Origin of the sequence: Marinicella gelatinilytica, assembly GCF_026410405.1 — a bacterium.
Classification (GTDB): domain Bacteria; phylum Pseudomonadota; class Gammaproteobacteria; order Xanthomonadales; family Marinicellaceae; genus Marinicella; species Marinicella gelatinilytica.
Map to the genome: position 1 here is coordinate 51,837 of NZ_JAPMLN010000016.1, position 25,105 is coordinate 76,941.

Below are 25,105 nucleotides of genomic sequence, written 5' to 3' on the forward strand. Positions count from 1 at the left end.
TTTGTACCGTTATCAAAACCCAAACCAAAAAAATGATTTTGAGATAATAAGCAATTGTTACCATGGGTGCAAGCATTGACGGAATAATCGGTGCTTAAAAAGCGCAGATAACACCATGGTGAGCCATTAAAAAAACCATCCTGCCGTCATTTTCCAGCTCACTTATACCATGTGCCTGCTAAATCGTGCGATATTATGCTGTTTTTTTAACAGGGAAACAACCGCTTTATAACCGAAAAGTGATGTGCCAAATATCCTAAGAGACCTTTGAACATGTTAACAACCCCCCCCAACCTTGGGGGTACTGTCAAAATGTATTGCACGCTAAACTTTCACCATTAATTTTGGAGAAAACAATGAAATATGTATTTTTAATGCTGTTAAGCAGCACAGTGATGGCTCAACCCTGGTCTTTTGTTGAAGATCTGACCCCTGCCGAGGCCATTGAAGGCGATTATGGTATTGGTATTGTATTTGCCGGTGATTACCTGGTGGCCTCCTGGCCACGTACTTTTTCAGGGGGTCTGACCCAGGGCAGTACCGGCCCAGATTCCTGTGGTGAAATTATTACCTATGAAAAAATCGACGGTCGATTTACCGAGTTATCACGATTAACTGCAGCAGATTTGGTCGGCAGTTGTGTTGAAGGCGATGGCTTTGGTTATGCGATGGCCTATGATAAGGGTCGCTTAGCCATTGGTATGCCGGCCGGTGTTCGTGCCGGTATGGGACGACCGGGTGGTGCAACCGATGCCGATTCTCGGGTTTTTATGACGCATTTTGATAACGGTAACTGGGTGTTAGATGAAACACTGATGGCCAATGATTTAGGCGGTGGCCGCGGCATGGGTATGCAAATGGTTTTAGAAGATGATGTGCTGCTGGTTCATGCCCATGAATACGACACCATTTACGGTTTTTCATTTATTGTGAGTACCGGTGTTTATATTTTTGAAGACAGTGGTAATGGTTTTAGTCAAACCCAAAAACTGACTGAAAACTTCCACTTATTTGGCCAGGATTTTGACATTGAAAATAATCAAATTGTGGTCGGTGCCTGGGGCGAACAAGCCTTAACCCAACCGGGCCGTATCTATGTCTATGATAAACAAGGTACAAACTGGACGCTAACGCAAACCATTAATGATACCCGCAATACCAATCTCGGCAATCAAATAACCATCGACGGAAACCTAATGGCAGTAGGTGCCGTGCAAGCCGGGGGTAATGGGGCAGCGGTCATATATGAAAAATCGGGAAACCAATGGCAAGAAAAGCAGTTTATCCAACCCGATGACAGTGCTTTTAATGACCAGTTTGGCATCCAAGTTCAACTTCATCAAGGTGAGTTGATGGTGGGTGCCACCGGCGGCACCAATTCAGGCGTCAATGGTGGTTTTAATGTGGGTGCTGTTTACTATTTTGAACAAGACACTTCGGGTCAGTTTAAACAAATTCAAAAATTAGAAACCTTAGATCCAAATACCGGCGATGATCAGTTTGCCAGCAATCTCATCTTTAATGACACCGACTTATTAGTGAGCGACTCCAGTGGCGGCACAATCAGCGACGGCATCACGGAACTGGCTCATTTTAGCCGAGAATCAACCGGTGGTCCGGTAAATGCACCGGATGTCAGTTCAAAAACCGCCGGCTTATGGACAGTTGATGGCGTTAATAACCAGGGCGTGAGCATTGAAATCTTAAAAGATGACCGAGTTGTATTTTATGCCCAAGTGAATCACAACAGTGACATGCTGTGGCTGTTTGGTTATGGTGAATTTAATAACAATATGATTGATGTGGTTGATGTCTATCAAGCTGAAGGGGCTAATTTTGGCCAGGGTTTTAATGCCCAAGATGTCCAGATCCAACGCATTGGATCGGCCATGATGACCTTATCAGCCTGTCATCAAGCGGAATTGTTGGTCGATTTAAGCGGCATCAGCACGGAAGCTTATCAGCTGACAAAATCCGTTGAAGTGATTGGTAATGAATGCGGTAACACGACAAAAGTTTTACCCAATGGCATCTCCGGCTCCTGGTTTGACCCCAGTCGAAACGGCGAAGGCTTCAGCGTAATTATGTTTAAAGACAACAATGAAACCAAAGCCCATGTCAGCTGGTACACCTATGACCAAGGTCAACCGTTAACCTTAACCGGTATTGCCGAGGTCAATGGCCAAACTCTGACGGTCAATGAACTGCACAGTTTTTCCGGTGCTGACTTCTTATCAGGCACCAGCCAAGTGACTAACAGAGGACAGTTAAATATGACTTGGAACAAATGCCGTACAGCTGAAGTTGATTATGATTTATCCGCAAGCGGCTTAGACAGCGGCACCATGGATTTAATCCAACTGAGCATTTTAAAAGACACGGATTGTGGCGCATTAACTAAATAATCGTTCATCGTCCTCTCAAGGATGAGTCTTAGGCGCTGTGGCTTCTTGCAACAGCGCCTTTTTTATGTGCCTTGATATTGGATTCGGTATATAATCATAATCCACATACAAAAACAGATATTCATATGAAAAAATTAGCATTAATTCTACTTTGTTGGTCGTTTTTCTCAACTGTAAATGCATCCAACATATCAAGTACCAGCAATGAAACTGTTGTTGTGTGTAAACCTATTGTATTGGCTGACAATACCCAAGCGATGCAGTGTGAGTTGATAGAAGTTAGCTCGTTACAGTCAATTGACAAATGGATTGCTACAATTAATTCTTAATCTTAGTAAATCAGCTTAACTTAAGAACACTCAGCGCATGACTGCTGGTTTTATGGTTAGATAAGCATTAATTTTATGCATCAATCTATGCCCATGAGTTTGTCCAATTTTTTGAGACGTTTATTAGATTCAATAACTCGGTAATGCTCGGCGCCATATTTTTCAATCAGTGCAGGGTTTGAGTAGGCCATCAATTCAGCGGCCTTTTTATATTCACCTAATTGAATCAAAATATCAGCATGAGAATCAGCCATAATGATACACAAGGGGTGTTCAAGGCTGAGCGTGGCTTCACATTGTGGCCGATAAGTTTTATAGACCTCATTGGCCTTTTGGTATTTGCTTTGTTTATTGTAAACAATAGCCATGTTGTGCGGAATTATCAAGGTGGTATAGTTGTCCTTGCTTTCAGATTGTAAAAATAAATCCAGTGTCTCTTGATACATAGCCAATGCTTCGTCTAATTGGCCGGTGTTGTCTAAGACGCCACCCCTAATACTTCTCAAGGTCAAGGTGAATTGATGCATGGGGCCAATATGCTCAATCATTTTAGGCAGCAATTCTGCGGTCATGACATCCGCTTGTGCAAAATCACCGGCATACATATACGTGGTGGCTTTGTTCATTTTGGCCACAAAAGTAGAGGCACTGTTTTCACCGTAATTTTGTTTCATCCCCTCTATGAGCGTGTCATACAATTCAAGCGCTTCATCAATCTTGTTGGTTTCTTGTAAGGCCAATGTCAATTCTTGAATCAAACTCAAGGTGGTGGGGTGTGATTCACCAAATACTGTTTTGGCTTTTTCCAGTTCAGATCTAAACAGCTTCTCTGCTTGATGAACTTCACCCATCTGTCGGTGTATATGGGCTCGGTATTTATTAACCGCAAATTGCTGGTTCAAGTCTAAATCAGTTTGTTGTTGCAATTCATTAATGACCGCTAAGGCTTCAACCATTTTGCCATTGGCAGTATAAAAAGTAGCTTCTTCGAACAAAATTTTGTTATTTAAGGCATTGATTTCGCGTTCATTCAAATCGGCATTATGTAACTGTGCTTTCAATTGCTCAATGGACAGCATCAACTGTTCAAACTGCGTGTTGCTGGCCAACGTTATCAGTTTTTGGGTGGCTATCTCAAAATAAAGTTGGTCTTTTGTTTCAAGTCGATCCAAGCCTTTTTGGTACTGGGAAAGCGCAGCCGGGTAAAGTTCAATCGCATCAAACACATTACCCAAAACCAAACGAATTTGCGCTTCAACCTGTGGTTCATCGGATAAATCTTTATCAACAGAATATTGCGCGCCTTGAATCACTTGTTTAACTGTAATGGCTTCGCCTAAACTTTCCGTGGGATCGGCATTAACGAATAAATCATTGATGAATTGAACCACTTGACGGTTACTTTCTGCTTTTTGTTCCGCCAAGCTACGCGCTTGCTGTTCTTTTAAACCAAACGACACCGCAAACACCAGACCGGTCAACAAACCTAAAAATGCCAATGAGGCACCAGTCACCAGGGCTTTATTTTTTCGGGCGGCTTGTTTTAACCAATACCAGGATGACAAATGAGCCACCGATAAAGGTTCCTGATTTAACCAAGCACTTAAATCTTTTAGTAATTCAGACACAGACTGGTATCTTTGCTTGGCATTTTTTTCCATGGCATGGTGCACCACCGCTGCCAAACCATCATCAATATCACGATTAATGGTGGCCAAAGAAGGGGGCGTTTGGTTAATGATGTCATGTACCGCCGAAAAAAATTGCCCGGCATCCACTTGAATGGGTAATCGACCACTGAGCAGTTGATAAATAACCACACCCATGGCGTAAATATCACTGCGTAAATCACTTTTATCGCTACCGGTAATTTGCTCCGGACTCATATAAGCCAAGGTACCGACAATATCACCCGTGCCGGTTAATTGGGTGAGCATGTGAGTGGCATCATCGCCCAAAGTGGCAATGCCAAAATCCAATAGAATCGGCTGTCCATCTTCTTTGACGATGATATTATCCGGCTTTATATCTCGGTGAATCACACTTTTTAGGTGGGCATATTGCAAAGCGTCCAAAACCTGTAGGCTTAAATCAATAATTTGTGTGGCTGATAATGACTGTTGCTGCACATATCGATCAATGGCGATTCCTGGAATATAATCCATCACTAAAAAAGGTAACTTTTGATCTGCCACCTGAAAATCACCGAAGTCTTTTACCTTGGCAATATTGGGGTGATCCAACCGTGACAACACCTTAACTTCGTGATGAAAACGACTTAATTGGTCATCATTGAGCCACATATTGGGAATTTTGACCGCACATTGCCGACCTGATTGGTCAGTGGCTAAAAACACCCTGCCATTGGCGCCACGACCAATAAGTTTAACCAGTTTATAACCGGGAATTTCCGGCATAAAGCCTGGTTCAATCGCAGCTTCGGAGTCTTTCGGCACAGCATCCAGCCAATCTAATTTATCGGGATATTTTTTCTGAAATTGTTCGACAAGTGCCTGTCTTTGAGGCCCGTTAGTCTGACTTATTTGTTTTAGGTGACTGTAAAAATCATTAACATCAAATGGCGCAGACTGCATAATTGTATTAGCTGTTAGAAAAATTTAAATCCTACCATAAAACAGTCTTATCTAATCAAGAATAATGAATCCGTTGCAGATTATTATTGATAATTAGTTGGATCCGGAACACCGGCTTGCTCAAAGCCAAGTCTTCTGTGATGACACGCATCACACCGCCCACAAGCCCGGCCTTTATCATCCGCCTGATAACAACTGACGGTCAATCCATAATCGACACCCAAATCTGTTCCCAGTCGAATAATCTCAGCTTTACTTAAATCAATCAAAGGTGTTTTGACTTTTAAATAACGACCATCTTCAACTGCCGCCACAGTCGCCAGATTCGCCAAACGTTCAAAAGCATCTATAAATTCCTGCCGGCAATCGGGGTAACCGGAATAATCAACGGCCGTGACACCAATGTATAAGGCCTCGGCACCAACCACTTCAGCATAAGCCAATGCGGTGGATAAGAATATGGTGTTTCTGGCCGGCACATAAGTTAATGGGACTGAAGTGGCATCGGCATCATAATCAGAAACTGCCATGCTGGTATCGGTCAGTGATGACCCACCAAAAGCACCTAAATCCATTTTAATTTGTTTATGATTTTTGGCACCGCCGGCTTTCGAGACTTTTTGAGAGGCGATTAATTCGGCTCGATGGCGTTGTCCGTAATCGATGACTAAGGTATAACAATCATAACCATCGGCTTTGGCGGCGGCCAATGCGGTGGCCGAATCCAGACCACCTGATAATAAAATAACGGCTTTTTTTGTCATGGAAAAAAGAAAGTTTAGGTTCCGGGGGTATCGCCCCACAATAATTTATGTAATTGAATTTGCATACGAACCGGCAAATGATCGGCTAAAATCCATTCAGCCAGTTGCTTAGGGGGCAAGACATCCGCCACCGGCGAAAAAAGCACCTGACAGCGCTCATGGATGGCGTATTTATGTAAGGTCGCCACCGCCCATTGATAGTCCTTATCATCGGCAATCACAAATTTGACCTGATCCTTGTGACTGACCAAATCCAGATTGGTATAATCATTTTTCATCATTTCGCCGGAGCCCGGGGCTTTGAGATCAATGATTTTTATCACATCAGGATGCACATCAGCCACCGATAAGGCACCGGCCGTTTCCAGACTGACTGTATAGTTCTCTGCCATTAAGCGATCCAGCAAACCATGTACCCGTTTCTGTGCCAGCGGTTCACCACCGGTGACACACACATAAGGTGTTTGATGTTGTGCCACTTCAGCCAAAATATCATCGTAGTGCATCCACTGACCGCCGCCAAAAGCATATTCAGTATCACACCACACACAACGCAGCGGACAACCGGTTAAACGCACAAAAACAGTGGGTAAGCCGGTGAGGGTGCTTTCACCTTGCAGCGAATAAAAAATTTCATGGATTTTCAGTTGATCACTGCGATCTTCGCTCAATTGACTTTACCCTCACGCTTTAATAAATTCAGCCGATTTTGTGCCAACCGAGCCACCGATTCATTGGGGAAACTGTTCATGACTTTTGTTAAAGCTGTTTGCGCCTGACTGTAATCTTCCAATTCGTGATAGGTGTAACCGATTTTTAGCAAGGCATCAGGTAGTTTTGCGCTGAGCGGAAATTGCTGCTCCAGTTTTTGAAAAGCAGCTAAAGCCAGTGGATATTGCCGCGTCACATAGTAACTTTCACCCAACCAATAATAAGCATTATCTGTTAACTCATGGTTTGGATAGCTTTGAATAAAGTCTTCAAAAGCCCGGGCAGATTCAGCAAAACGACCTTGTTTCAATTGGTTAAACGCCTGTTGATAATGGGATTGTGCCATGGGATCAGACGCCTCTTGCTGAGCTGATACACTGTCGTTTCCGAGGGTGGATGTGGTTAATTCTGCATCGATTGGCTCACTTAATTCCACTTCATGTTGTTGTCCGCTGTTACTGTCTGACAAAGGTTGATTGCTCGAATCATCATTAACGGCGCTGTCTATGGTCAATTCATTGGTGGATTTAACAGTGACGCCGGCCGTGGCTTCTTCAACTTGTGTTAAACGGTTATCCACGTCCATATATAATACTTTTTGGCGCTCTTTGAGCTGTGTGATTTCGTGTGCTTGCTGCTCAATTTGACCCTGTAACTCGGCAATTTGTGATTGTAATTGCTGTACCTGAATCACCAAATCACCAACATTGGATCCGCTTCCGGCTTGTTGCTCTAAGTTTTTGAGGCGATCTTGAATAGATAAGTTTTGAGCATTGGCACTGAGATTTACTAATGCCAATAACATGACTGTGGTTAATAATTTTCGCATAGTTAATTCCTTATTGGGGACCATTAATAAAAAAACCCGACATAAGCCGGGTTTTTGACCGTTCACCAACGGTAAAGTTTATCTTGCAGTGTAGTTAATCACAGCGCGTCTGTTCTGTGACCAACATGATTCATCACTACACATGGCAACCGGACGCTCTTCACCATAGCTAACCACATTGATTTGATTGTCTGAAGCACCTTCAGCGCGCAACAAATTAGCCACTGAATTACCACGTCGCTCACCAAGAGCCAAGTTATATTCACGTGAACCACGCTCATCTGCATGACCTTCTAACGTCATACGAGCTGATGGGTTCTCACTTAAGTAGCGGCCGTGTAAAGCAATGATATCGCGGAACTCAGCACGAATGGTTGATTGATCAAAGTCAAAATAGATGACACGTTTAGACAACAAGCTATCTGGGTTGTCTAAATCTTCCGGATTACAACAAATGGGACCGTCATGAACCGGGCGGGTATCAACAACATCCGGGGTGTCTCTGGTATCTGAGGTATCGGTATCAGGTTTGACTTCATCTTTTTTACATGCTGTAAAAGCGAATGCAATCAATAAGATAATGGCTAATTTTGTTATTTTGTTCATAGTCACTCCAAGGGGTGTGTAATAAAATCGATTCAACCACATAGTTTACAACAAATCCAATTTAATTAAATGATTTTTTATGTTTATTAGCGGTTACCGCTTTTTAGCCACCCATTTTCCGCACCTCCTTATGTTTCGCTCTATGTACACGTGAGATTTTGTTCCTGACAAAACTTTCACGCCAACCCGAAGGGCAATGGATAGGGACATCCATTGTAAAATTTGTTCCTGACAGATTTTTTATTCGGCGCTTCCCTGCGCCTCACCCTTCGGGCTTCGTGAATATTTGTTCCCGACAAATATTTATTCGGCGCTTCCCTGCGCCTCACCCTTCGGGCTACGTGAAAATCTGTTCCAGACAGATTTTTCAAACGAACGTTTGAAGTATATGCTCTAATGTGCTATAAAAACTTGCCGTTAAAAAATACACTGATATTTACGGCGATTATTAATCTAAAAAGAGGAGCTAACCATGAAACACAAATGTTGGGCACTGCTGTGCCTGTTATTCTTATCGGCACCGTTATGGGCCAACACCGGCGTGGCCTTTGTTCACGGCACCGGTCACCAAACCAACGCCGCATCGGATTACTGGACCTGGTCGAATATCAATTCCATCCGTCAAGGTTTACCAAACCAAAGTAACTATGTGGTGATAAACTGTAATTTTGAAAAATATATGTGGGACAGCGCTGCCAGTGGTTGCTTAGCAGGTCAATTAACCACGTTTATCAATCAAAAAAATATCACCGATTTGGTGGTGATTACCCATTCTAACGGTGGTAATGTCATGCGCTGGATCATGTCAAACCCAACCTGGGACGCTCGCTATCCTAATATTATCAATAAAATTCGTTGGGTCAATGCGTTGGCACCATCATCTAAAGGTACGCCTTTGGCCAATGCCGTGATGCAAGGCAATGTTTTTGAATCGGCCTTGGGTTGGATTTTAGGATACAAAAGTGATGCCGTGAGAATGCAACAAACCTCATGGATGTCTGTTTATAACAACCAATATCTGTTTGGAACTTCAGGTCGACCCAGTTTACCCAAAGGGTTTTGGAACGTGGTGGGATCAGATGTAAAAAGCTCACCGTTCAGTGGCAATGCCTATTGTGGCGGTTATGCGCAAAGCGTCGGGCTTAAGGTCACACAAAACTGGTTGAGTTCTTGTTCAGATGGTTTCTTAGAATGTTCTTCACAAGCCGGTGCCGGCAGCACCTGGTTTTATGACACTTCTCGAACCAAAAGCGGTCGAGTATTAAATCACAACCAGTCAAGACGCAACTGTTTTGATTTGGATAAAATTTTACGAAACGACATTTAAACCACAGGAGCAAACCATGAAATTAATCAAAAATATAACGATTTTGAGCCTGCTGAGTTTATCAACGTTAAGCTTGGCCCAGTACACACCAGAGTGGACTGAATCACCTCAGGAAATTGATTTGGTTGATAGCCAATCACTCAAAAGCATCAGTGATCCTGCCAATACTGAGCAAAAGTCGGTGAATTTCCACTTTAGCCTGCTTGGCAGCGAACCATTAATCGACAACAACCAGGGTTATTTAGCCGAGTCCAAGCAATATTGGCTGAACACCGATGCCCAAAAACTGAAGCAAGGCCTGCAATTGCCCGTCACTTCAGATTTGGCAGTAATTCGTATTAATCCGCTTAATCCGAGCAAATCATCACAGGCACTGAACCAACAGGATATTGTCGTCACTCAATTTGATCAGAATCTGAGCGTCGATGTATTTGCCAACAGTGAGCAACTCAAAGCCACCGGCATGCCGGTATCCGATCACACCGTGGCTTTAGAAGTGCAAACCCAGCCGGGCATGCTAACTTTATCGATGCCGACTGCCACCAAGTCACTGACCAAAGACGATACCTTTGTAGTTCATGTATTTGAGCCCAACAGCGAATATGTGTTGCAACTCAAAACTTCACAGCAGCAATATGCCGCTCATCAAGTGGTTAAAATAAACAGCCAATTACTATCTCATCAAGGCAATAATGATATGACCATGACCGGCTACATCAGCCAACCCAACGGTGAAAAAGTGGCTGACTTAAACTTTCAGCCTAATAAAAATGGGGACTATCAAGCCAGCACCGACCAGTTAACCGGCCAATCCTTGGCACATGGTCTTTGGGAAGTACACACCGTGGCAAGCAGCGACATTAACGGTTTAAAAGTCATGCGTGATGTCTCTTCAGCCTTTGTCTTGAGCTTACCCACAGCCCGCATTAATCAGCAAATGACAGTGCAAAACCATACCCTGAAATTAGGTTTGGATGTGGCTGTGGCCGGTCGTTACGAGGTCAGTGGTGTTTTGTCAGGCATCAATGCGCAAGGCGAGAAGCAAGCCATTGCCATGTTAATGTCGGCAGCCCAATTAAATAAGGGCCAAGCGGACTTAACGCTTGATTTACCCCAGGATTTGATCCGTCAATCGGGTTTTACAGGGCCTTTCGTGGTTGATCATATTAATCTGAAAAACCAAAGTCTGATGGTACCGGTACAACAGTTAAGTGCAGGTATTCAATTGATGCCACTTCGTAAACCCATGAATCAAGACGATTTACGCTAAAGCGTGTCTTAATAAACCCAAAAACCCGGCGATGAGTCGGGTTTTTTGTTAGAATGTTTTAATAATACCGAATCACTCACAATATCCAAGGTTGATTTCCCTATGGATTTATTTTATCAATAGCACTGCAACGTCATGAAGGAAAAGGTCAGTTTGTTCTTGTTATGTTTACTTTTATTTTCGAATAATGCTTTGTCGGGCTCTATTGATTTAAGCATCGAAATTAATCCGGAAACTGTTAACATTTTTAGTGCTGAAGACGTTGGTGAATTTAGTATTACCATTACAAATAATGGTGTAGATGATGCAGGTGCCAGCTCCGGGGATCCTTTCCCTATATCAATTGATACTGAGAGAATATATCTTGAAAATGGTGGGTATTTTGTTGGGTTTGAAGCCAACCCCGATATCAATCAAGATTGTGTTTTGTATCCCTTTTTTGTCGACCCTATTCCCGGAGACCCGCCCAGTGTTTTCTATTCATTTTACACCCCCGTTATTGCCGCAGGTGGATCAATGACTTGTTATGGCCGATACTATACAAACTTAAAAAATGAAACAAAAACGATAGAATGGAGCCCATTGAGTGTAACGGATAATGACACAGACCCATCTAATAACATTTCTGTGATGACCTTTAGGGGGTATATTCCAACAGTCCCCAGTTTATCCATATTCGGACTGGTATTTTTAACATTGGCAGTAATGGGTATAATATTTCGGTTTAACGCTAAAACTTAGTGTTTGTTCACATCGATTTAGGTTTAGGATTTTCCATTTTTAAGCGAATCGGGCCCTGGTTTTCAGGTTTTTTGCCTTGAACACCGGCATAAAAAGCCCTCACTTTATCCATGTCTTTAACCACATCACCTTGCGGCATAAAACAATCGCCAAATTTAATTTGTTTTTCAGCAAAGTTTATAGTGGCCATCACAATTGGTACTCCGGCACCACAAGCGATGTGATAAAAACCCGATTTCCAGTAATTCAAACGACTGCGGGTACCTTCAGGTGACATGGTTAAAATCATATGATCGCGTTGTGAGAACTGTTGTACCATTTGTTCCACCATATTTAGTTTCTGATCTCGATAAACAGGAATGCCGCCCAGGGCCTTAAACCACCAGCCCAACGGTGATTTAAATAAACTGGCCTTTCCTAAAAAGTTCACATTCAGACCCACCGCCCATTTCGCCAGAACCCCATAAATAAAATCCCAATTACTGGTGTGCGGCGCCACTATCAACATATATTTCTTATCATCAGGCAGCTCATTAACAATGTGCCAACCCAACATTTTTAAAATCCACCTGGCCATCAGTTGTCATCTTCGACCACAGGCTCATATTTTGAAGCCACCAAGGTTAAAATATCGTACTGAGCCACCACTTCATCGACTTGATTGGTGGCTTGAATAAACCAGCGAACCTCTCCATAGCCTTTACCGCGACGGTAGGCTTTTTGTTTACAGGTAAAGTGAATGGTGATGTCATCACCGGGATAAACAGGCTCGGTGAAACGCAAATCATCCAAACCATAATTGGCCAGCACCGGACCCTCATCAGGATAAACAAACAAACCGGCTGCCATCGACACAATGAAATAGCCGTGCGCCACACGTTGATCAAAAAATGGATTGCGGGCAGCGGCTTCTTCGTCCATATGGGCGTAAAAACGATCACCGGATAAATCGGCAAAGGCCTCAATATCCGCCAGGGTGATGGTGCGGCTTTCGGTGGTTAGTGACTGTCCTATCTGCAAATCTTCAAAATGCAGTTTAAAGGGATGCTGCGCCGGTTCACTGGTTTGAGCGCCGGGCAAATATTGCCCGATAATTCGGGTGAGGGTGGTGGGCGAACCTTGTAATGCGGTGCGCTGCATATAATGTAATACACCGCGAATACCACCTAGTTCTTCACCACCTCCGGCACGTCCCGGACCACCGTGGGTTAAATGCGGCAAGGGTGAGCCATGACCCGAAGACTGCTTCGCTGAATCCCGATTAATAAGTAATAACCGGCCATGGTATGAGGCGGTACTGATAACCAGCTCATTCACCGCTTCATCATCATAGCCAAAAACCGAACCCACCAGAGAACCTTCACCCATATTGGCCAATTGGGCGGCTTCTTTAAGCGTGTCATAACCCATCAAAGTACTGACCGGACCAAAAGCCTCAATATCATGAACTTCCGGACAAGTGAGGGCATTATGAGCACGCAACAAAATCGGCGAGATAAAAGCGCCGGTTTTTTGATTGCCATCGACCACTTCAACCTGATCGGTATCACCATAAACAGTCACCGCATATTGCGACAATTCCGCCACCCGTTCACGCACTTCACGTTGTTGATCAAGGCTGGCCAAAGCCCCCATTTTCACCGTTTCATTGGCGGGATCACCAATCACCAGATTTTTCAATTGTTCACTGATTGCTTCAGCGACTGCATCGATGAGACTATTGGGAACAATGGCGCGACGAATGGCGGTACATTTTTGGCCACATTTGACCGTCATTTCCCGCACCACTTCATTGACATAGGCTTTAAATTCAGGTGTGTCCGGGGTCGCATCCGGCGTTAAAATGGAACAATTTAAGGAGTCGGCCTCCATGGTAAAACGAACACCCTGTCGCATGATGTTGTCTTTTGATTTCAAATATTGACCGGTGGACGCTGATCCGGTGAACGCCACCACATCCTGACCATCCAACAAGTCCAATAAATTCCCGGTGGAACCGCAGATTAACTGTACCGAACCTTCCGGTAAAACACCCGAAGCAATCATTTCCCGGAACATTAATTCAGTTAAATAAGCGGTATCAGAAGCCGGTTTGACAATCGCCGGCATACCGGCCAATAAAGTCGGCGCCAGTTTTTCCAGCATGCCCCAACAAGGAAAATTAAAGGCATTAATATGCACCGCCACACCTTGCATCGGCGTGCAGATATGTTGACCAATAAAACTACCGTCTTTGGACAACGGTTCATAAGCACCATCGATATAAACTGTATGATCCGGCATTTCCCGCCTGCCTTTACCGGAATAAACGAACAGGGTGCCAATACCGCCTTCGATATCAATCCAGGAATCTTGACGGGTGGCACCGGTGGCCCGTGATAAGCGGTAAAAATCATCTTTTTTAGACAATAAATACAAGGCCAGCTCTTTGAGCATCAAGGCCCGCTCGTGAAAGGTCATCTGCGCCAGCGATGACTGTCCCTTATCTCTGGCGTAATCACGCATGGTTGCGAAATCTAAATCCTGACTGGAAATCCGGGCCATCGGTTCGCCAGTTATGGCGTTGTGGCATGTTTTAAATCCGGCATCGGCCTGATGCCATTGTCCTTGCGCAAATGAGTTTAATGTCAGCATAATTTTTATTTTTCAGAAAGTGGAGATAATAACCAAGTGACGGTAACACGCGTTACCTCATCGCCGGCTTCATCATAAATATGGGCTTGTACCTGATAGTCTGTTTTATCTTCAGTCACCACGGGTATATCTACATCCGCTTGACCAATTAAATCGCCTCGGGCTTTTTTCAAATATTCCGTATCAATGCGGGTGACGATGCCTCTGACATCTTCCGGAAGTCCGGTTAGCATGGCCAAGCCACCCACTAACTCACCCAAATTTGCAGTGGCCAAAGCATGAATAGAGTTCAAATGGTTGGTGTTACTGCGTCGATATTTTAACAACACCTGACAGTGACCCGGCTCAAGTATTTTAACCTTGGGTTTAATACTACCTGAATAGGGAACCTTAAATGCCAAAATTTGATTAAATAGCCATGGACCAAGTGGTTTATTTTGAAGTTTTTGCCAATAGTGATAAAGCCGTTGGCCGGCAGCTTTTTTTGGTGATGTCATGGCTAAATTATATCATGACAAATTCATTAAACTTAGCCGGATTATGACCGAAATGCAACGATGTGGTATATTAAGTGAGTCAAAATTTCAAATACAGTACATGCTTACAAACCTGACTGCACGCGCCATCATTATTCTGCTTAGTTTCAGTGTGTGCTTTCCAGCCATTGCTGATGTAAACAATCATAATGATAACAGCAATGCGCAATTTATTAATGTCATTCACTATGATCAATTTCAGGGTTTGTTAGGGGAAAAGGTCACACAAATGGATCAAGACCATTTAGGCTATATGTGGTTTGCAACGCATCAGGGATTAAATCGTTTTGACAGCCAGACTTTTCATCATTTTAAACAAGACAGTTTAGATGCCGGCAGTCTGCCCAGCAATGAAATATCACTGTTCGTTCAATCTGAACATGATATGTGGTTAAGCCTTAACAACATCGGTTTAGCCCGTTATAAAAAAGACAGCAATGAATTTGCACTAATTCCTCAAATTGACCTCAAAGGTGACGATCAAAGCCACGGCATATTTCACTCCATGATATTTGCCCTAGCCAACGATGATGTGGGCAACACGTGGGTATTTCAGTTTGATGCCGGAATTTCGATTTTTAACCAACAAAGCCAACGTTTTTCACATTTAACCCAAGAAAATACCGAGTGGTTACAATCAGTTCGGTTTTTTGATGCCCAAACCGATGACGATGGCCACATATGGGTCGCCACTTTGGAAGGCATTGTTTATGAGATTGACCCAAACAGCCAACAAGCCGTCATTCATCACATCGAGGTGGCTGATAAGTCGGCCAAAGAAGCCCGCATTTACAGCATCGGCATCTCACAAGACGGTACCGTTTATTTAGGCGCTTACCAAGGTGTTTATCGGTTTGATTCGCAACAGAAACAATTTAGTCAAATCATTAGCCGTGAGCACATCAATCAATTAATGGGCGAGCCGTTGTCGATACGCAATATTATGTCAGACAGCGATGGCCGATTGTGGCTATCGACGATAAAAGGTTTACTTCTGTTTAATCAAGGTTTACTCAGCCACATCAAATTTATCAATCAAGGTGAAGTCATGGATGACCACATCAATATTCGCTCCGTGTATGAAGATAAAGAAAGAAACATTTGGGTGGCCACGGATAATCGCGGTGTGTTGCGATTAAATCACCATTGGGATCAAACCACCATAAAAAGACCTTTTACAAACGCCAAAAAACTCAATATCAGCGAAGCACTCCATAGCGAAGGTCACTTCGAAGACAATATTTGGCTGTACGACAATCAGCAACACGTGTTGTCTCTGAATCTATACAAGAACGGTCGATTAACGACCTTAAAGACCTACGATGCTGAAAATAATTTACCCGACCAAGTCAATGGACTGTTTGTTGACCGTAACTTTAATTTATGGGTGCCCTCAGTCATGGGCCTATACCGACTGAATAACAACACCCTGCAATTTGATTTAATGTCGGAAATGACCGGTATCATGGCGCTGTTTGAAATTAAAGGTCAGCTCTATTTAACCGCTTATGGCGACAATCAACTCTATCGTTGGAATTATCAGCAAAATAGTGTGGAACCGCTACCACAAACACATCTCAATGAAATTAGCACAAATTTAATTGAGGATAATGCCGGCCGACTCTGGATGACCGGCAATAATGGCTTGGAAGTTATGGATGTCAACACATTTGAAACCTTATTTGAAATACCTTCTGAAGAAGGCTTTTTGAATGTTATTTTGGATGAAGACAAAGTCTGGCTATTATCTAACGGTAAAGTTTTGCGCTATCGTCAACAGGACGGTGAGTTAATCAATGAATCAACCAGCCAATTAAATCAATTAATATCAACCTATGGCGTCTATCATTTTCATATTTTTAACCAGCAGTTATGGCTGATAAGTCAAGAAGGCGTGTTGGTGGTTGACCCGTCTGATAATCGTTTAATTAAACGATACAGCAACACCGATGACTTACCCGGACGCTTAGCGATTGATTTGTTAAAAATGCATGACGGCGGAGTCATTATTGTCACTGATAACGGTTTAGCCCAAATTAAAAACCAACCGCAATCAACTGAAACCAACATAAAATCCACTTTGGTGTTAGAACAATTACGCCACAATGGTCAACAAATCAGTGATTTAACAGCGTTGCCATATAACTACGGCAGTTTACAAGTGGACTATCAATTACTGTCTTTTAGTCGGCCTGACAGTCACCGCTATCAATACCGTTTACAATCAAATCAAGACTGGCTGGACAGCGGTCATCAAACCAGTCAAAATTTTTACCAATTACCGGCTGACAACTACCAATTACAAATCCGCGGCAAAACCCTGGAGCAAGATTGGTCTGATCCCCTCACCATAACCTTTCATGTGGCAAAAGAACCCTGGAAAACCGCCACTGCTTATTGGATTTATGGTCTCTTGAGCTTGCTACTGCTTTTAACTTTATTTCTTATTTGGCGAAAACGTTGGCAGTATAATCAGGAACTTAGATTCGCCCATGAAAAACAAGCCTTTGTAGAGAATCAATTATCACTCACCAGTTCGTTGGTACAGTCGTTGGATGTGGATGAACTATTCGCCAAAATCAAACATCAGATTGGCAAACATATTATCTGTGATGCCATTGAAGTATGTTACTGGAACAATGACAATAATGACCAGGTTTTTAGTGATGATAAACTCACCGTCAGTGAACAAAATCGCCTGGGCAGCGTGGCCTTAAAACTCCATGAAACCGACCAAAAATACATGCTTGAATCTATTCAGGATGGTGAACACTTGCGGGTTTTATTCAGTCACTCTGAAAACCGCTTAGGTCTGGTTTCTTTTCATCGCCAATCAGAATCTTTTAAAGCCAACACCATTTCTTTGGCCATTGCCTATGTGGCACAAGCCTCTTTAGCCATCGAAAATGCCAGATTGTTTCAGGCAGTACAACATTTAGCGGAACAAGCCAATACTTCAAGCCAAGCCAAAAGTGATTTCTTAGCTCAAGTTTCTCATGAAATCCGCACCCCGATGAACGGTATTCTCGGCATGAATCAACTTTTGCTTGACTCGCCATTAAATGAAGACCAACGTCTCTACGCCGATGCCGTTAATGAATCAGGTGAGCATTTACTGGCCATTATTAACGATATTTTAGATTTATCCAAAATCGAAGCGGGCAAATTGGTGTTGGAACAGCGACCCTTTAATTTAGTGGAGTTGGCGGATGAGGTCACCCAATCTTTCATTTCTGTCAGTAAAAACAAACGCTTAGACTTTGTCACTTGTTTAGACGCTGAATTGAATGCCAACTGCATTGGCGATGCCACGCGTATTAAGCAAATCATTATCAACCTACTGAGTAATGCTTTTAAATTCACCCAATCCGGTGAAGTTTTATTGAGTATTCTTCCGGCGGATAATCCCGATGAATTACTGATTGTGGTTAAAGACACTGGCATGGGCATAGCACAAAGTATGATTAACAATTTATTCGATCCTTTTGCGCAAGCCGATAGTTCCATTACCCGCAAGTATGGTGGCACTGGTTTAGGTTTAAGTATCGTAAAACAGCTGTGTGAGAAAATGGCCGGTGACATCAACATTGAAAGTCACCCCGGACAAGGCACCGAGGTCAGCTGCCTGATTAAAGTTGGCCGCGATCATTCACCCCAATCCACACCTCAAGTTCGTCATGCCACCGCTGGTTTAATGGCAGAAGATTCAATGGTTAAATCTGCTTTGTCAGAAAGCTTACTGCGCTTAGGCATGACTGTTAGTTACGATATAGAGGAACCGTTTGATTATTTGTTTGTGATTGATCATGGGCAAGCCCATTATGATCATGCCATCAGTATAGCCCACCGTGAATTGAAACCGGTTTACTTACTGAAAAGTCAATTACAAAACAATCCACGTCATCAAGGTTCTTTTAAAGTGCTTAACTGGCCTTTTTTGCAAAAACACATCGCCGGCTTATTTGTGACTTCTCAAGCCGTCACTGAACACACACATAAACCCCTGACAACTAACCGTTCAATGCATTTATTGGTGTTGGAAGACAATGTCATTAACCAACAATTATTGTTGGAATTATTAGAAAAAGCAGGACATGTGGTGGACATATTCGACGATCCTCAACAGGCGCTCAGTGCCATTGACAGCAACCATTATGATGCTTTATTGGTGGATTATCATTTACCGAACATGACCGGCATTGATTTTGTCCTGGCTTGTCGTGAATTAGGTACTCAGTGCACAACAGTTATGATGAGTGCAGATATTTCCACTGAACTCAAACAACGCTGCCAGCAACATCAAATTGATAAGTTAATTATAAAACCCTTTAAAATTGATGACTTAATGCAATTGCTTAGTGACTGATTGAATCACCATAAATCCGCACGACTTGTTCAAAGAATGCGGTATCTTGTTGATCAAATCGATTTAAATCAGGGCTGTCAACATCCAAAACCCCTGTCATCTTGTCATGATAAAATGGCACCACCACTTCCGATTGGCTGGCCGTATCACAGTAAATGTGACCGCTAAATTTGGACACATCCGCCACCGTTAATGATTGCTTGTTGGCAAACGCCTTACCACAAACGCCTTGACCAATGGGCAAACGCGTACAAGCTGGCTGACCATGGAAAGGACCAAGCACCAGCTCATCGCCTTGTTGAAAATAAAACCCCAACCAATTGACGGCATCCAGGGAATGATACAAAAAAGCAGATAGGTTGGCTGCATTAGCCAAAGGGTCATGTTCGCCTTTAAGTAACGCAGCCAGTTGTTGTAATAATAAATCGTGGTTTGAATTCACTTAGCTTTTATCCTTCAATAAATCTCTAATTTCCATTAACAGTAATTCCTCTTTACTGGGTTCCGGTGGGGCTTCGGGCTTGGCTTCTTCTTTGGCTTTTAAATTATTCATAACTTTAACCACTAAAAATATAGCAAACGCAATAATCAAAAAATCAATCGCAGTTTGTACAAATAACCCCCATTGCAATAATACCGGTTCAGTATTTTCAGTACCTGCCTTTAGCACAATGGCTAATTCAGAAAAATCAACACCACCTATTAACAAACCTAACGGCGGCATTAAAACACCATTGACAAAGGCGGTCACGATTTTACCAAAAGCCGCGCCAATAATAATACCCACGGCCATATCCATGACATTGCCTTTGACCGCAAACTTTTTAAATTCAGCCATCATTCCCATAACATTTTTCCTCGATTTTTAGATAAAAAAAGCGCCTGCTAATAGCAACAGACGCTTAAAATTATATACAAGCCAAACAGAAGTTTGGTAATTTAATTTTTACAACGAGTAATACATATCAAACTCAATGGGATGGGTGCTCATACGCATGCGTTGTACTTCTTTCATTTTTAACGCAATAAAACCATCAATCACATCATCGGTAAACACGCCACCGGCTTTTAAGAAATCACGATCCGTATCTAAAGCCGCCAAAGCTTCTTCTAAAGAATGACACACTGTTGGAATATCTTTGGCTTCTTCCGGTGGCAAATCATATAAATCTTTATCCATGGCAGAACCGGGGTCAATTTTATTTTTAATACCATCCAAACCAGCCATCATCATGGAAGCAAACATCAGATAGGGATTACCCATGGGATCACCAAAACGCACTTCAATACGGCGCCCTTTGGGGTTGTTGATAAACGGAATACGTACCGACGCAGATCGGTTCTTGGCCGAATAGGCCAGCATCACAGGCGCTTCAAAGCCCGGTACCAAACGCTTATAGGAGTTGGTCGATGAATTGGCAAAGGCATTAATTGCCCGTGCATGTTTAAAAATACCGCCAATATAATAAAGTGCGGTTTGCGATAAACCACCGTAACCCTCACCGGTAAACAGATTCACACCATCCTTCGCCAAAGACTGATGCACGTGCATACCACTACCATTTTGACCCATCACAGGTTTGGGCATAAAAGTGGCGGTGTAACCATAATCATTTGCCACATTATGAACCACATATTTCATCATCAGCACTTCATCGGCTTTTTTAACCAGGGTGTTAAAACGCATACCAATTTCACACTGGCCCGGACCGCCCACTTCATGATGGTGTACCTCCACCACAAGACCAATATCTTCCATGACTTTACACATGGCCGAGCGTAAATCGTTTAAACTATCCACCGGTTGTACCGGAAAATAACCACCTTGATGACCCGGTCTATGGCCCAAATTCTCGCGGGCATCGGTGGCGCTATCCCAGTGACTTTCACGGGAATAAATTTCAAAATTCATGCGATTGGGCTCAACATTCCAACTGATGCCATCAAACACAAAAAATTCCGGCTCAGGACCAAACAAAGCGGTATCCGCAATGCCGGTTTGTTGCAGGTACGCTTCTGCCCGCTTGGCAATAGAACGCGGATCACGCTCATAGCCTTGCATGGTGTTGGGTTCCAAAATATCACAGCGCACCACCAAGGTTGGAAATTGGCTGAATGGATCCATAAAGGTACCATCTTCAATCGGCATCAACACCATGTCAGATTCGCTGATACCCTTCCAACCGGCTATCGATGAGCCGTCAAACATCTTACCGTCTTCAAATAAATCTTCATCAACCTGAGAAACCGGTAACGTGATGTGGTGCTCCTTGCCTAAGGTGTCACAAAATCGTAAATCCACAAAATCGACATTCTCTTCCTTTATTAAATCTAAAATTTTATCACTCATGGCTGGCTCAAGATTGAAAGCCAGCTATTTTAAGTCATCACTTGATAAATTTATAGCGAATTCCATGCTTTTACAGCTACATTTATTCACGCCATTTATGACAGTTATGCTATTATAATTTTACATTTACGCTGAATGTTCTTTTATGCGACAACTTATTATTTTTTGGGTATTCATCATCCCGGCGCTATCATCTTGGCAACTATCCGCGCAAAGTGTTGTCACAGAACCCACCCTTAAAGACACCGAACAAGTCATTGAAGTTGATAATAAAATCAGTGACGACGCCATTGCCGAGCGACTCAGCAATATTTTAATCAGCTCCAACCGCTTTCAAAACATTGATGTGGCTGTAGAAGACGGCATTGTTTTTATCCAAGGCGAAACCCAGGATCAAAATCATAAACAATGGGCTGAAAATTTAGCCACCCGCACCGAAGGCGTGATTGCGGTGATTAACAACATCGAGATTAAACTGGAAGATGCCTGGAGTTTTCAGCCCGCCGTCGATGAAACACTTAGGCTGTATGACGGGTTTATTCGCACCATTCCTAAAATAACCATTGCCGCCATATTATTGCTATTGACTTGGTTTGTCGGTAAGTTAAGCGTCCGCACTTCTCGACGTATCTTAGACCGTAAATTGAACAACCCGTTTGTGTTGCGAATGGTCACCCGATTAATTGCTTTACCGGTTTTTATCATTGGACTTTATCTGGTTTTACAAATCACCGGCCTCACTAAACTGGCACTGACTTTATTAGGCGGTACCGGGTTAATGGGCGTGATTATCGGCTTGGCTTTTAAAGACATTGCAGAAAACTTTTTAGCCAGTATGCTGATTAGCGTACAACGGCCTTTTAAAATTGGCGATTTAATCAAAGTGGATGACCATGAAGGCGTGGTGCAAAGTGTCACCACCCGGGGCACGGTTATTATGACTTTGGATGGTAACCACATCCAAATCCCCAATTCAACCATCTATAAAACCACCATCATTAATGTTACGGCCAACCCTAAAATCAGACAACAATTTAGCATCGGCATCGGCTATAACGATGGTATTGCCATAGCTCAGCAAATTGCTGTGGACACATTACTCAAACAAGAAGCCATTTTAAAAGACCCGCCACCGGAAGCTTTGGTTGACAGTTTAGGCTCGTCCACGGTTAATTTAGAAATCTATTTTTGGGTGGACGGCACCAAAAACAGCACCTCAAAAGTGAAATCGGCGGCCATCCGTTTGGTAAAACGGGCCTTCGATGCGGCTGATATCAGCATGCCGGATGAAGCCAGAGAAATGGTGTTTCCGGAGGGTATCCGAATTTTATCAGGCGATGCACCGGCACCGATTGACACACCCAAGAAACCGGCCGAACCACTGGCCAACAAAGCCGAAGACAACTTACAAAACGACGAAGTCACAACGGTTCGTGAACAAGGCAAGCGAAACCAGCTGACCACCGAAGATCAGAATTTAATATCGGATGATGCCTAAAAAGTAGCGCTTAGAAAATATTCAGTAAATCAAAAGCACTGCGACCGGCAAATTTAGCCTGAGAACCTAAATAATCTTCAATGCGCAACAACTGGTTGTATTTGGCAGTCCGATCGGAGCGACACAAGGAACCGGTTTTAATCTGAGTGGCCGAGGTGGCCACCGCTAAATCTGCAATGGTGGCATCTTCGGTTTCGCCGGAACGGTGTGAAATCACCGCGGTATAACCCGATTGCCTGGCCAGTTCGATGGCTGCTAAGGTTTCACTCAAGGTACCGATTTGATTCAGTTTTATCAAAATTGAATTGGCAATGTTACGGTCAATGCCCTGTTGGAATATCTGTGGATTGGTGACAAATAAATCATCCCCCACCAGCTGAATTTTATCGCCCAGTTGTTCGGTCATATACTGCCAACCATCCCAGTCAGCCTCATCCAAACCATCCTCAATGCTGATCATGGGATATTGACGCACCCAACCTGCCAGAAAATCGGTCATTTGCTCAGCGGTTAATTGTTTATTTTCACCATCTAAATGGTATAAACCATCGCGATAAAACTCAGAACTGGCGACATCCAAACCCAGATAAACATCTTTTCCGGCGGTGTAACCGGCTTCTTCGATAGCGGTTAAAATCACCTCAACCGCGGCCACATTGGAACTTAAATTGGGCGCAAAGCCACCTTCATCACCGACTGCTGTGGACAAGCCTTGTTTTTTTAACACCGATTTAAGGGCATGGAAAATTTCGGTACCGGCACGCAAACTCTCGGAAAAAGAATCAAATCCCGTCGGTAGCACCATAAATTCCTGCACATCCACATTGTTATCGGCATGGGCACCGCCATTGATGATGTTCATCATCGGCAACGGTAACTGGAAGTCATCCACCGTAGCGATACTTTTAAACAAAGGTTGTTGCTGTTCTGCCGCCACTGCATGGGCATAAGCTAAAGATACACCTAATAGTGCATTGGCACCGAGTTTGCTTTTGTTGTCGGTGCCGTCTAATGCCAACAAGTCACCATCTAATTGCGCCTGACTGTCATAGCTTTTGCCTTCGCAGGCCCCGGCAATGGTGGTATTGACATTGTTCACCGCTTTGCGCACACCTTTGCCCAGGTAGCGTTGTTTATCGCCATCTCGTAACTCGATGGCTTCACGGGCGCCGGTTGAGGCGCCGGATGGCACCATGGCGCGGCCAAAAGCACCCGATTGCAAGGTAATTTCTGCTTCCAAAGTGGGATTACCGCGTGAATCCAAAATTTCACGGGCATGAATTTTTTGAATACCCATATTTTTAGTGCCAGTCATCAGTTTCCTCCGCAAGTGGTTGACTTTTTACTGTGTTATCAATGGCTTTTAAGGTGGTTAACAATGATTTCATTTGTGATAAACGCACCGCATTGGGGCCGTCACTTTTGGCCTCTTCCGGCCGTGGGTGGGTTTCCATAAACAAACCGGAAATACCTGCCGCTGTGGCCGCCCGCGCCAGTACCGGAATATGTTCTCTTTGGCCACCGGAGGTACCGCCCTGGCCGCCGGGCAATTGCACCGAATGGGTGGCATCGAACACCACCGGACAACCGGTTTCACGCATCACCGCCAAAGACCGCATATCAGACACTAAGTTGTTATAACCAAAGCTGGCGCCGCGTTCACAGACCATAATCTGCTGGTTGCCGGTGGAACGGGCTTTTTCAATGACATTTTTCATATCCCAGGGCGCCATAAACTGGCCTTTTTTAATATTAACCGGTTTCCCGGCGGCACACACCCGCAGAATAAAGTTTGTCTGACGCACCAAAAATGCCGGTGTTTGTAAGATATCAACCACATCCGCCACCTCATCAATGGGGCTGTCGTCATGAACGTCGGTAATCACCGGTACGCCAATTTGTTTTTGTACTTCGGACAAAATGTTTAAACCTTCTTCCATACCCAAACCCCGAAACGAATCAAGCGACGTTCGATTAGCCTTGTCATAAGAGGACTTAAAAACAAACGGAATACCCAGTTCGTCGGTGATTTCTTTTAAGTAACCGGCGGTATCAAGTGCCAGTTGCATGGACTCAATAACGCAGGGACCTGCAAGCAGAAAAAAAGGTTGGTCTAAACCGGCTTCAAAGTGACATATTTTCATA

At 43.5% G+C, this 25,105-nt stretch carries 19 protein-coding genes; 6 read left to right on the forward strand and 13 right to left on the reverse strand.

Annotated features, from left to right (window positions below; all coding sequences use genetic code 11):
* Positions 1-356: 356 nt before the first annotated feature.
* Positions 357-2,405 carry a hypothetical protein gene (locus OS173_RS10920; RefSeq protein WP_267184321.1) on the forward strand — a complete coding sequence of 683 codons (2,049 nt, stop codon included), beginning with the start codon at positions 357-359 and terminating at the stop codon, positions 2,403-2,405.
* A 409-nt stretch (positions 2,406-2,814) separates the two neighbouring features.
* Here OS173_RS10920 and OS173_RS10925 read toward each other — a convergent pair whose 3' ends face one another.
* From OS173_RS10925 to pal, 5 genes are all read right to left on the reverse strand, one after another.
* Complete coding sequence (locus OS173_RS10925) at positions 2,815-5,328, reverse strand: serine/threonine-protein kinase (RefSeq protein WP_267184322.1); 2,514 nt, start codon at positions 5,326-5,328, stop codon at positions 2,815-2,817.
* A gap of 83 nt (positions 5,329-5,411) precedes the next feature.
* Positions 5,412-6,092, reverse strand: coding sequence for a 7-cyano-7-deazaguanine synthase QueC (gene queC / locus OS173_RS10930; RefSeq protein WP_267184323.1), 681 nt, complete (start codon positions 6,090-6,092; stop codon positions 5,412-5,414).
* Between the two features lie 14 nt (positions 6,093-6,106).
* A complete protein-coding gene (gene queE / locus OS173_RS10935; RefSeq protein WP_267184324.1) occupies positions 6,107-6,763 on the reverse strand; it encodes a 7-carboxy-7-deazaguanine synthase QueE in 657 nt (218 codons plus the stop codon).
* Positions 6,760-7,632: a tol-pal system protein YbgF gene (gene ybgF / locus OS173_RS10940; protein WP_267184325.1), complete on the reverse strand. Its 873-nt coding sequence runs from the start codon at positions 7,630-7,632 to the stop codon at positions 6,760-6,762. Before ybgF ends, queE begins: the two co-directional genes overlap by 4 nt.
* A gap of 78 nt (positions 7,633-7,710) precedes the next feature.
* Positions 7,711-8,238 carry a peptidoglycan-associated lipoprotein Pal gene (gene pal / locus OS173_RS10945; RefSeq protein ID WP_267184326.1) on the reverse strand — a complete coding sequence of 176 codons (528 nt, stop codon included), beginning with the start codon at positions 8,236-8,238 and terminating at the stop codon, positions 7,711-7,713.
* A gap of 472 nt (positions 8,239-8,710) precedes the next feature.
* On the opposite strand from pal, the gene OS173_RS10950 reads away from it, so the two are divergent.
* The 3 genes from OS173_RS10950 to OS173_RS10960 all read left to right on the forward strand — a co-directional run bounded on the left by OS173_RS10950 (position 8,711) and on the right by OS173_RS10960 (position 11,576).
* Entirely contained in the window at positions 8,711-9,565 is an 855-nt protein-coding gene (locus OS173_RS10950) for a hypothetical protein (protein WP_267184327.1), read from the forward strand.
* A gap of 16 nt (positions 9,566-9,581) precedes the next feature.
* Positions 9,582-10,835 (forward strand): DUF4785 domain-containing protein, encoded by a 1,254-nt coding sequence (locus OS173_RS10955; protein ID WP_267184328.1) that lies wholly within the window; start codon positions 9,582-9,584, stop codon positions 10,833-10,835.
* 135 nt (positions 10,836-10,970) lie between these two features.
* On the forward strand, positions 10,971-11,576 hold the full coding sequence (locus OS173_RS10960) for a hypothetical protein (RefSeq protein ID WP_267184329.1): 606 nt from the start codon (positions 10,971-10,973) through the stop codon (positions 11,574-11,576).
* 7 nt (positions 11,577-11,583) lie between these two features.
* On the opposite strand, the gene OS173_RS10965 is transcribed toward OS173_RS10960, so the two are convergent.
* Genes OS173_RS10965 through OS173_RS10975 form a run of 3 tightly spaced genes read right to left on the reverse strand, consistent with a single transcriptional unit; the run spans position 11,584 to position 14,707 of the window.
* Positions 11,584-12,153, reverse strand: coding sequence for a lysophospholipid acyltransferase family protein (locus OS173_RS10965; protein WP_267184330.1), 570 nt, complete (start codon positions 12,151-12,153; stop codon positions 11,584-11,586).
* The gene (paaZ, locus tag OS173_RS10970) at positions 12,153-14,210 is read right to left on the reverse strand and encodes a phenylacetic acid degradation bifunctional protein PaaZ (protein WP_267184331.1); all 2,058 of its coding nucleotides are present in this window, start codon (positions 14,208-14,210) and stop codon (positions 12,153-12,155) included. The genes OS173_RS10965 and paaZ overlap by 1 nt, the downstream gene beginning before the upstream one ends.
* A gap of 5 nt (positions 14,211-14,215) precedes the next feature.
* On the reverse strand, positions 14,216-14,707 hold the full coding sequence (locus OS173_RS10975; protein ID WP_267184332.1) for a hotdog fold domain-containing protein: 492 nt from the start codon (positions 14,705-14,707) through the stop codon (positions 14,216-14,218).
* Between the two features lie 100 nt (positions 14,708-14,807).
* Between OS173_RS10975 and OS173_RS10980 the strand changes: the two genes are divergently transcribed.
* Positions 14,808-19,112 (forward strand): ATP-binding protein, encoded by a 4,305-nt coding sequence (locus OS173_RS10980; protein WP_267184333.1) that lies wholly within the window; start codon positions 14,808-14,810, stop codon positions 19,110-19,112.
* Here OS173_RS10980 and OS173_RS10985 read toward each other — a convergent pair.
* From OS173_RS10985 to glnA, 3 genes are all read right to left on the reverse strand, one after another.
* Positions 19,102-19,554 carry a GAF domain-containing protein gene (locus tag OS173_RS10985; protein ID WP_267184334.1) on the reverse strand — a complete coding sequence of 151 codons (453 nt, stop codon included), beginning with the start codon at positions 19,552-19,554 and terminating at the stop codon, positions 19,102-19,104. The two genes, OS173_RS10980 and OS173_RS10985, sit on opposite strands and share 11 nt — an antisense overlap.
* Positions 19,555-19,959: a large-conductance mechanosensitive channel protein MscL gene (gene mscL, locus OS173_RS10990; protein WP_267184335.1), complete on the reverse strand. Its 405-nt coding sequence runs from the start codon at positions 19,957-19,959 to the stop codon at positions 19,555-19,557. It lies immediately after the preceding gene.
* Positions 19,960-20,058: 99 nt separating this feature from the next.
* On the reverse strand, positions 20,059-21,462 hold the full coding sequence (glnA, locus tag OS173_RS10995) for a type I glutamate--ammonia ligase (protein ID WP_267184336.1): 1,404 nt from the start codon (positions 21,460-21,462) through the stop codon (positions 20,059-20,061).
* Positions 21,463-21,607: 145 nt separating this feature from the next.
* Here glnA and OS173_RS11000 point away from each other — a divergent pair, with 145 nt between their 5' ends.
* Positions 21,608-22,960 carry a mechanosensitive ion channel family protein gene (locus OS173_RS11000; RefSeq protein ID WP_267184337.1) on the forward strand — a complete coding sequence of 451 codons (1,353 nt, stop codon included), beginning with the start codon at positions 21,608-21,610 and terminating at the stop codon, positions 22,958-22,960.
* A 10-nt stretch (positions 22,961-22,970) separates the two neighbouring features.
* Here OS173_RS11000 and eno read toward each other — a convergent pair whose 3' ends face one another.
* Both eno and kdsA read right to left on the reverse strand, forming a co-directional pair.
* The gene (eno, locus tag OS173_RS11005) at positions 22,971-24,257 is read right to left on the reverse strand and encodes a phosphopyruvate hydratase (protein ID WP_267184396.1); all 1,287 of its coding nucleotides are present in this window, start codon (positions 24,255-24,257) and stop codon (positions 22,971-22,973) included.
* 4 nt (positions 24,258-24,261) lie between these two features.
* Positions 24,262-25,104 (reverse strand): 3-deoxy-8-phosphooctulonate synthase, encoded by an 843-nt coding sequence (gene kdsA, locus OS173_RS11010; protein ID WP_267184338.1) that lies wholly within the window; start codon positions 25,102-25,104, stop codon positions 24,262-24,264.
* Between the last annotated feature and the right edge of the window lies 1 nt (position 25,105).

Bases quoted from the DNA above. Each gene is read 5' to 3' on its own strand.
- pal (WP_267184326.1), bottom strand. From the start codon at position 8,238: ATGAACAAAATAACAAAATTAGCCATTATCTTATTGATTGCATTCGCT.
- queC (WP_267184323.1), bottom strand. From the start codon at position 6,092: ATGACAAAAAAAGCCGTTATTTTATTATCAGGTGGTCTGGATTCGGCC.
- mscL (WP_267184335.1), bottom strand. From the start codon at position 19,959: ATGGGAATGATGGCTGAATTTAAAAAGTTTGCGGTCAAAGGCAATGTC.
- OS173_RS10950 (WP_267184327.1), top strand. From the start codon at position 8,711: ATGAAACACAAATGTTGGGCACTGCTGTGCCTGTTATTCTTATCGGCA.
- paaZ (WP_267184331.1), bottom strand. From the start codon at position 14,210: ATGCTGACATTAAACTCATTTGCGCAAGGACAATGGCATCAGGCCGAT.
- OS173_RS10925 (WP_267184322.1), bottom strand. From the start codon at position 5,328: ATGCAGTCTGCGCCATTTGATGTTAATGATTTTTACAGTCACCTAAAA.
- OS173_RS10955 (WP_267184328.1), top strand. From the start codon at position 9,582: ATGAAATTAATCAAAAATATAACGATTTTGAGCCTGCTGAGTTTATCA.
- eno (WP_267184396.1), bottom strand. From the start codon at position 24,257: ATGGGTATTCAAAAAATTCATGCCCGTGAAATTTTGGATTCACGCGGT.
- OS173_RS11000 (WP_267184337.1), top strand. From the start codon at position 21,608: ATGCGACAACTTATTATTTTTTGGGTATTCATCATCCCGGCGCTATCA.
- glnA (WP_267184336.1), bottom strand. From the start codon at position 21,462: ATGAGTGATAAAATTTTAGATTTAATAAAGGAAGAGAATGTCGATTTT.
- OS173_RS10965 (WP_267184330.1), bottom strand. From the start codon at position 12,153: ATGGCCAGGTGGATTTTAAAAATGTTGGGTTGGCACATTGTTAATGAG.
- OS173_RS10975 (WP_267184332.1), bottom strand. From the start codon at position 14,707: ATGACATCACCAAAAAAAGCTGCCGGCCAACGGCTTTATCACTATTGG.
- ybgF (WP_267184325.1), bottom strand. From the start codon at position 7,632: ATGCGAAAATTATTAACCACAGTCATGTTATTGGCATTAGTAAATCTC.
- OS173_RS10960 (WP_267184329.1), top strand. From the start codon at position 10,971: ATGAAGGAAAAGGTCAGTTTGTTCTTGTTATGTTTACTTTTATTTTCG.
- kdsA (WP_267184338.1), bottom strand. From the start codon at position 25,104: ATGAAAATATGTCACTTTGAAGCCGGTTTAGACCAACCTTTTTTTCTG.
- OS173_RS10980 (WP_267184333.1), top strand. From the start codon at position 14,808: ATGCTTACAAACCTGACTGCACGCGCCATCATTATTCTGCTTAGTTTC.
- OS173_RS10920 (WP_267184321.1), top strand. From the start codon at position 357: ATGAAATATGTATTTTTAATGCTGTTAAGCAGCACAGTGATGGCTCAA.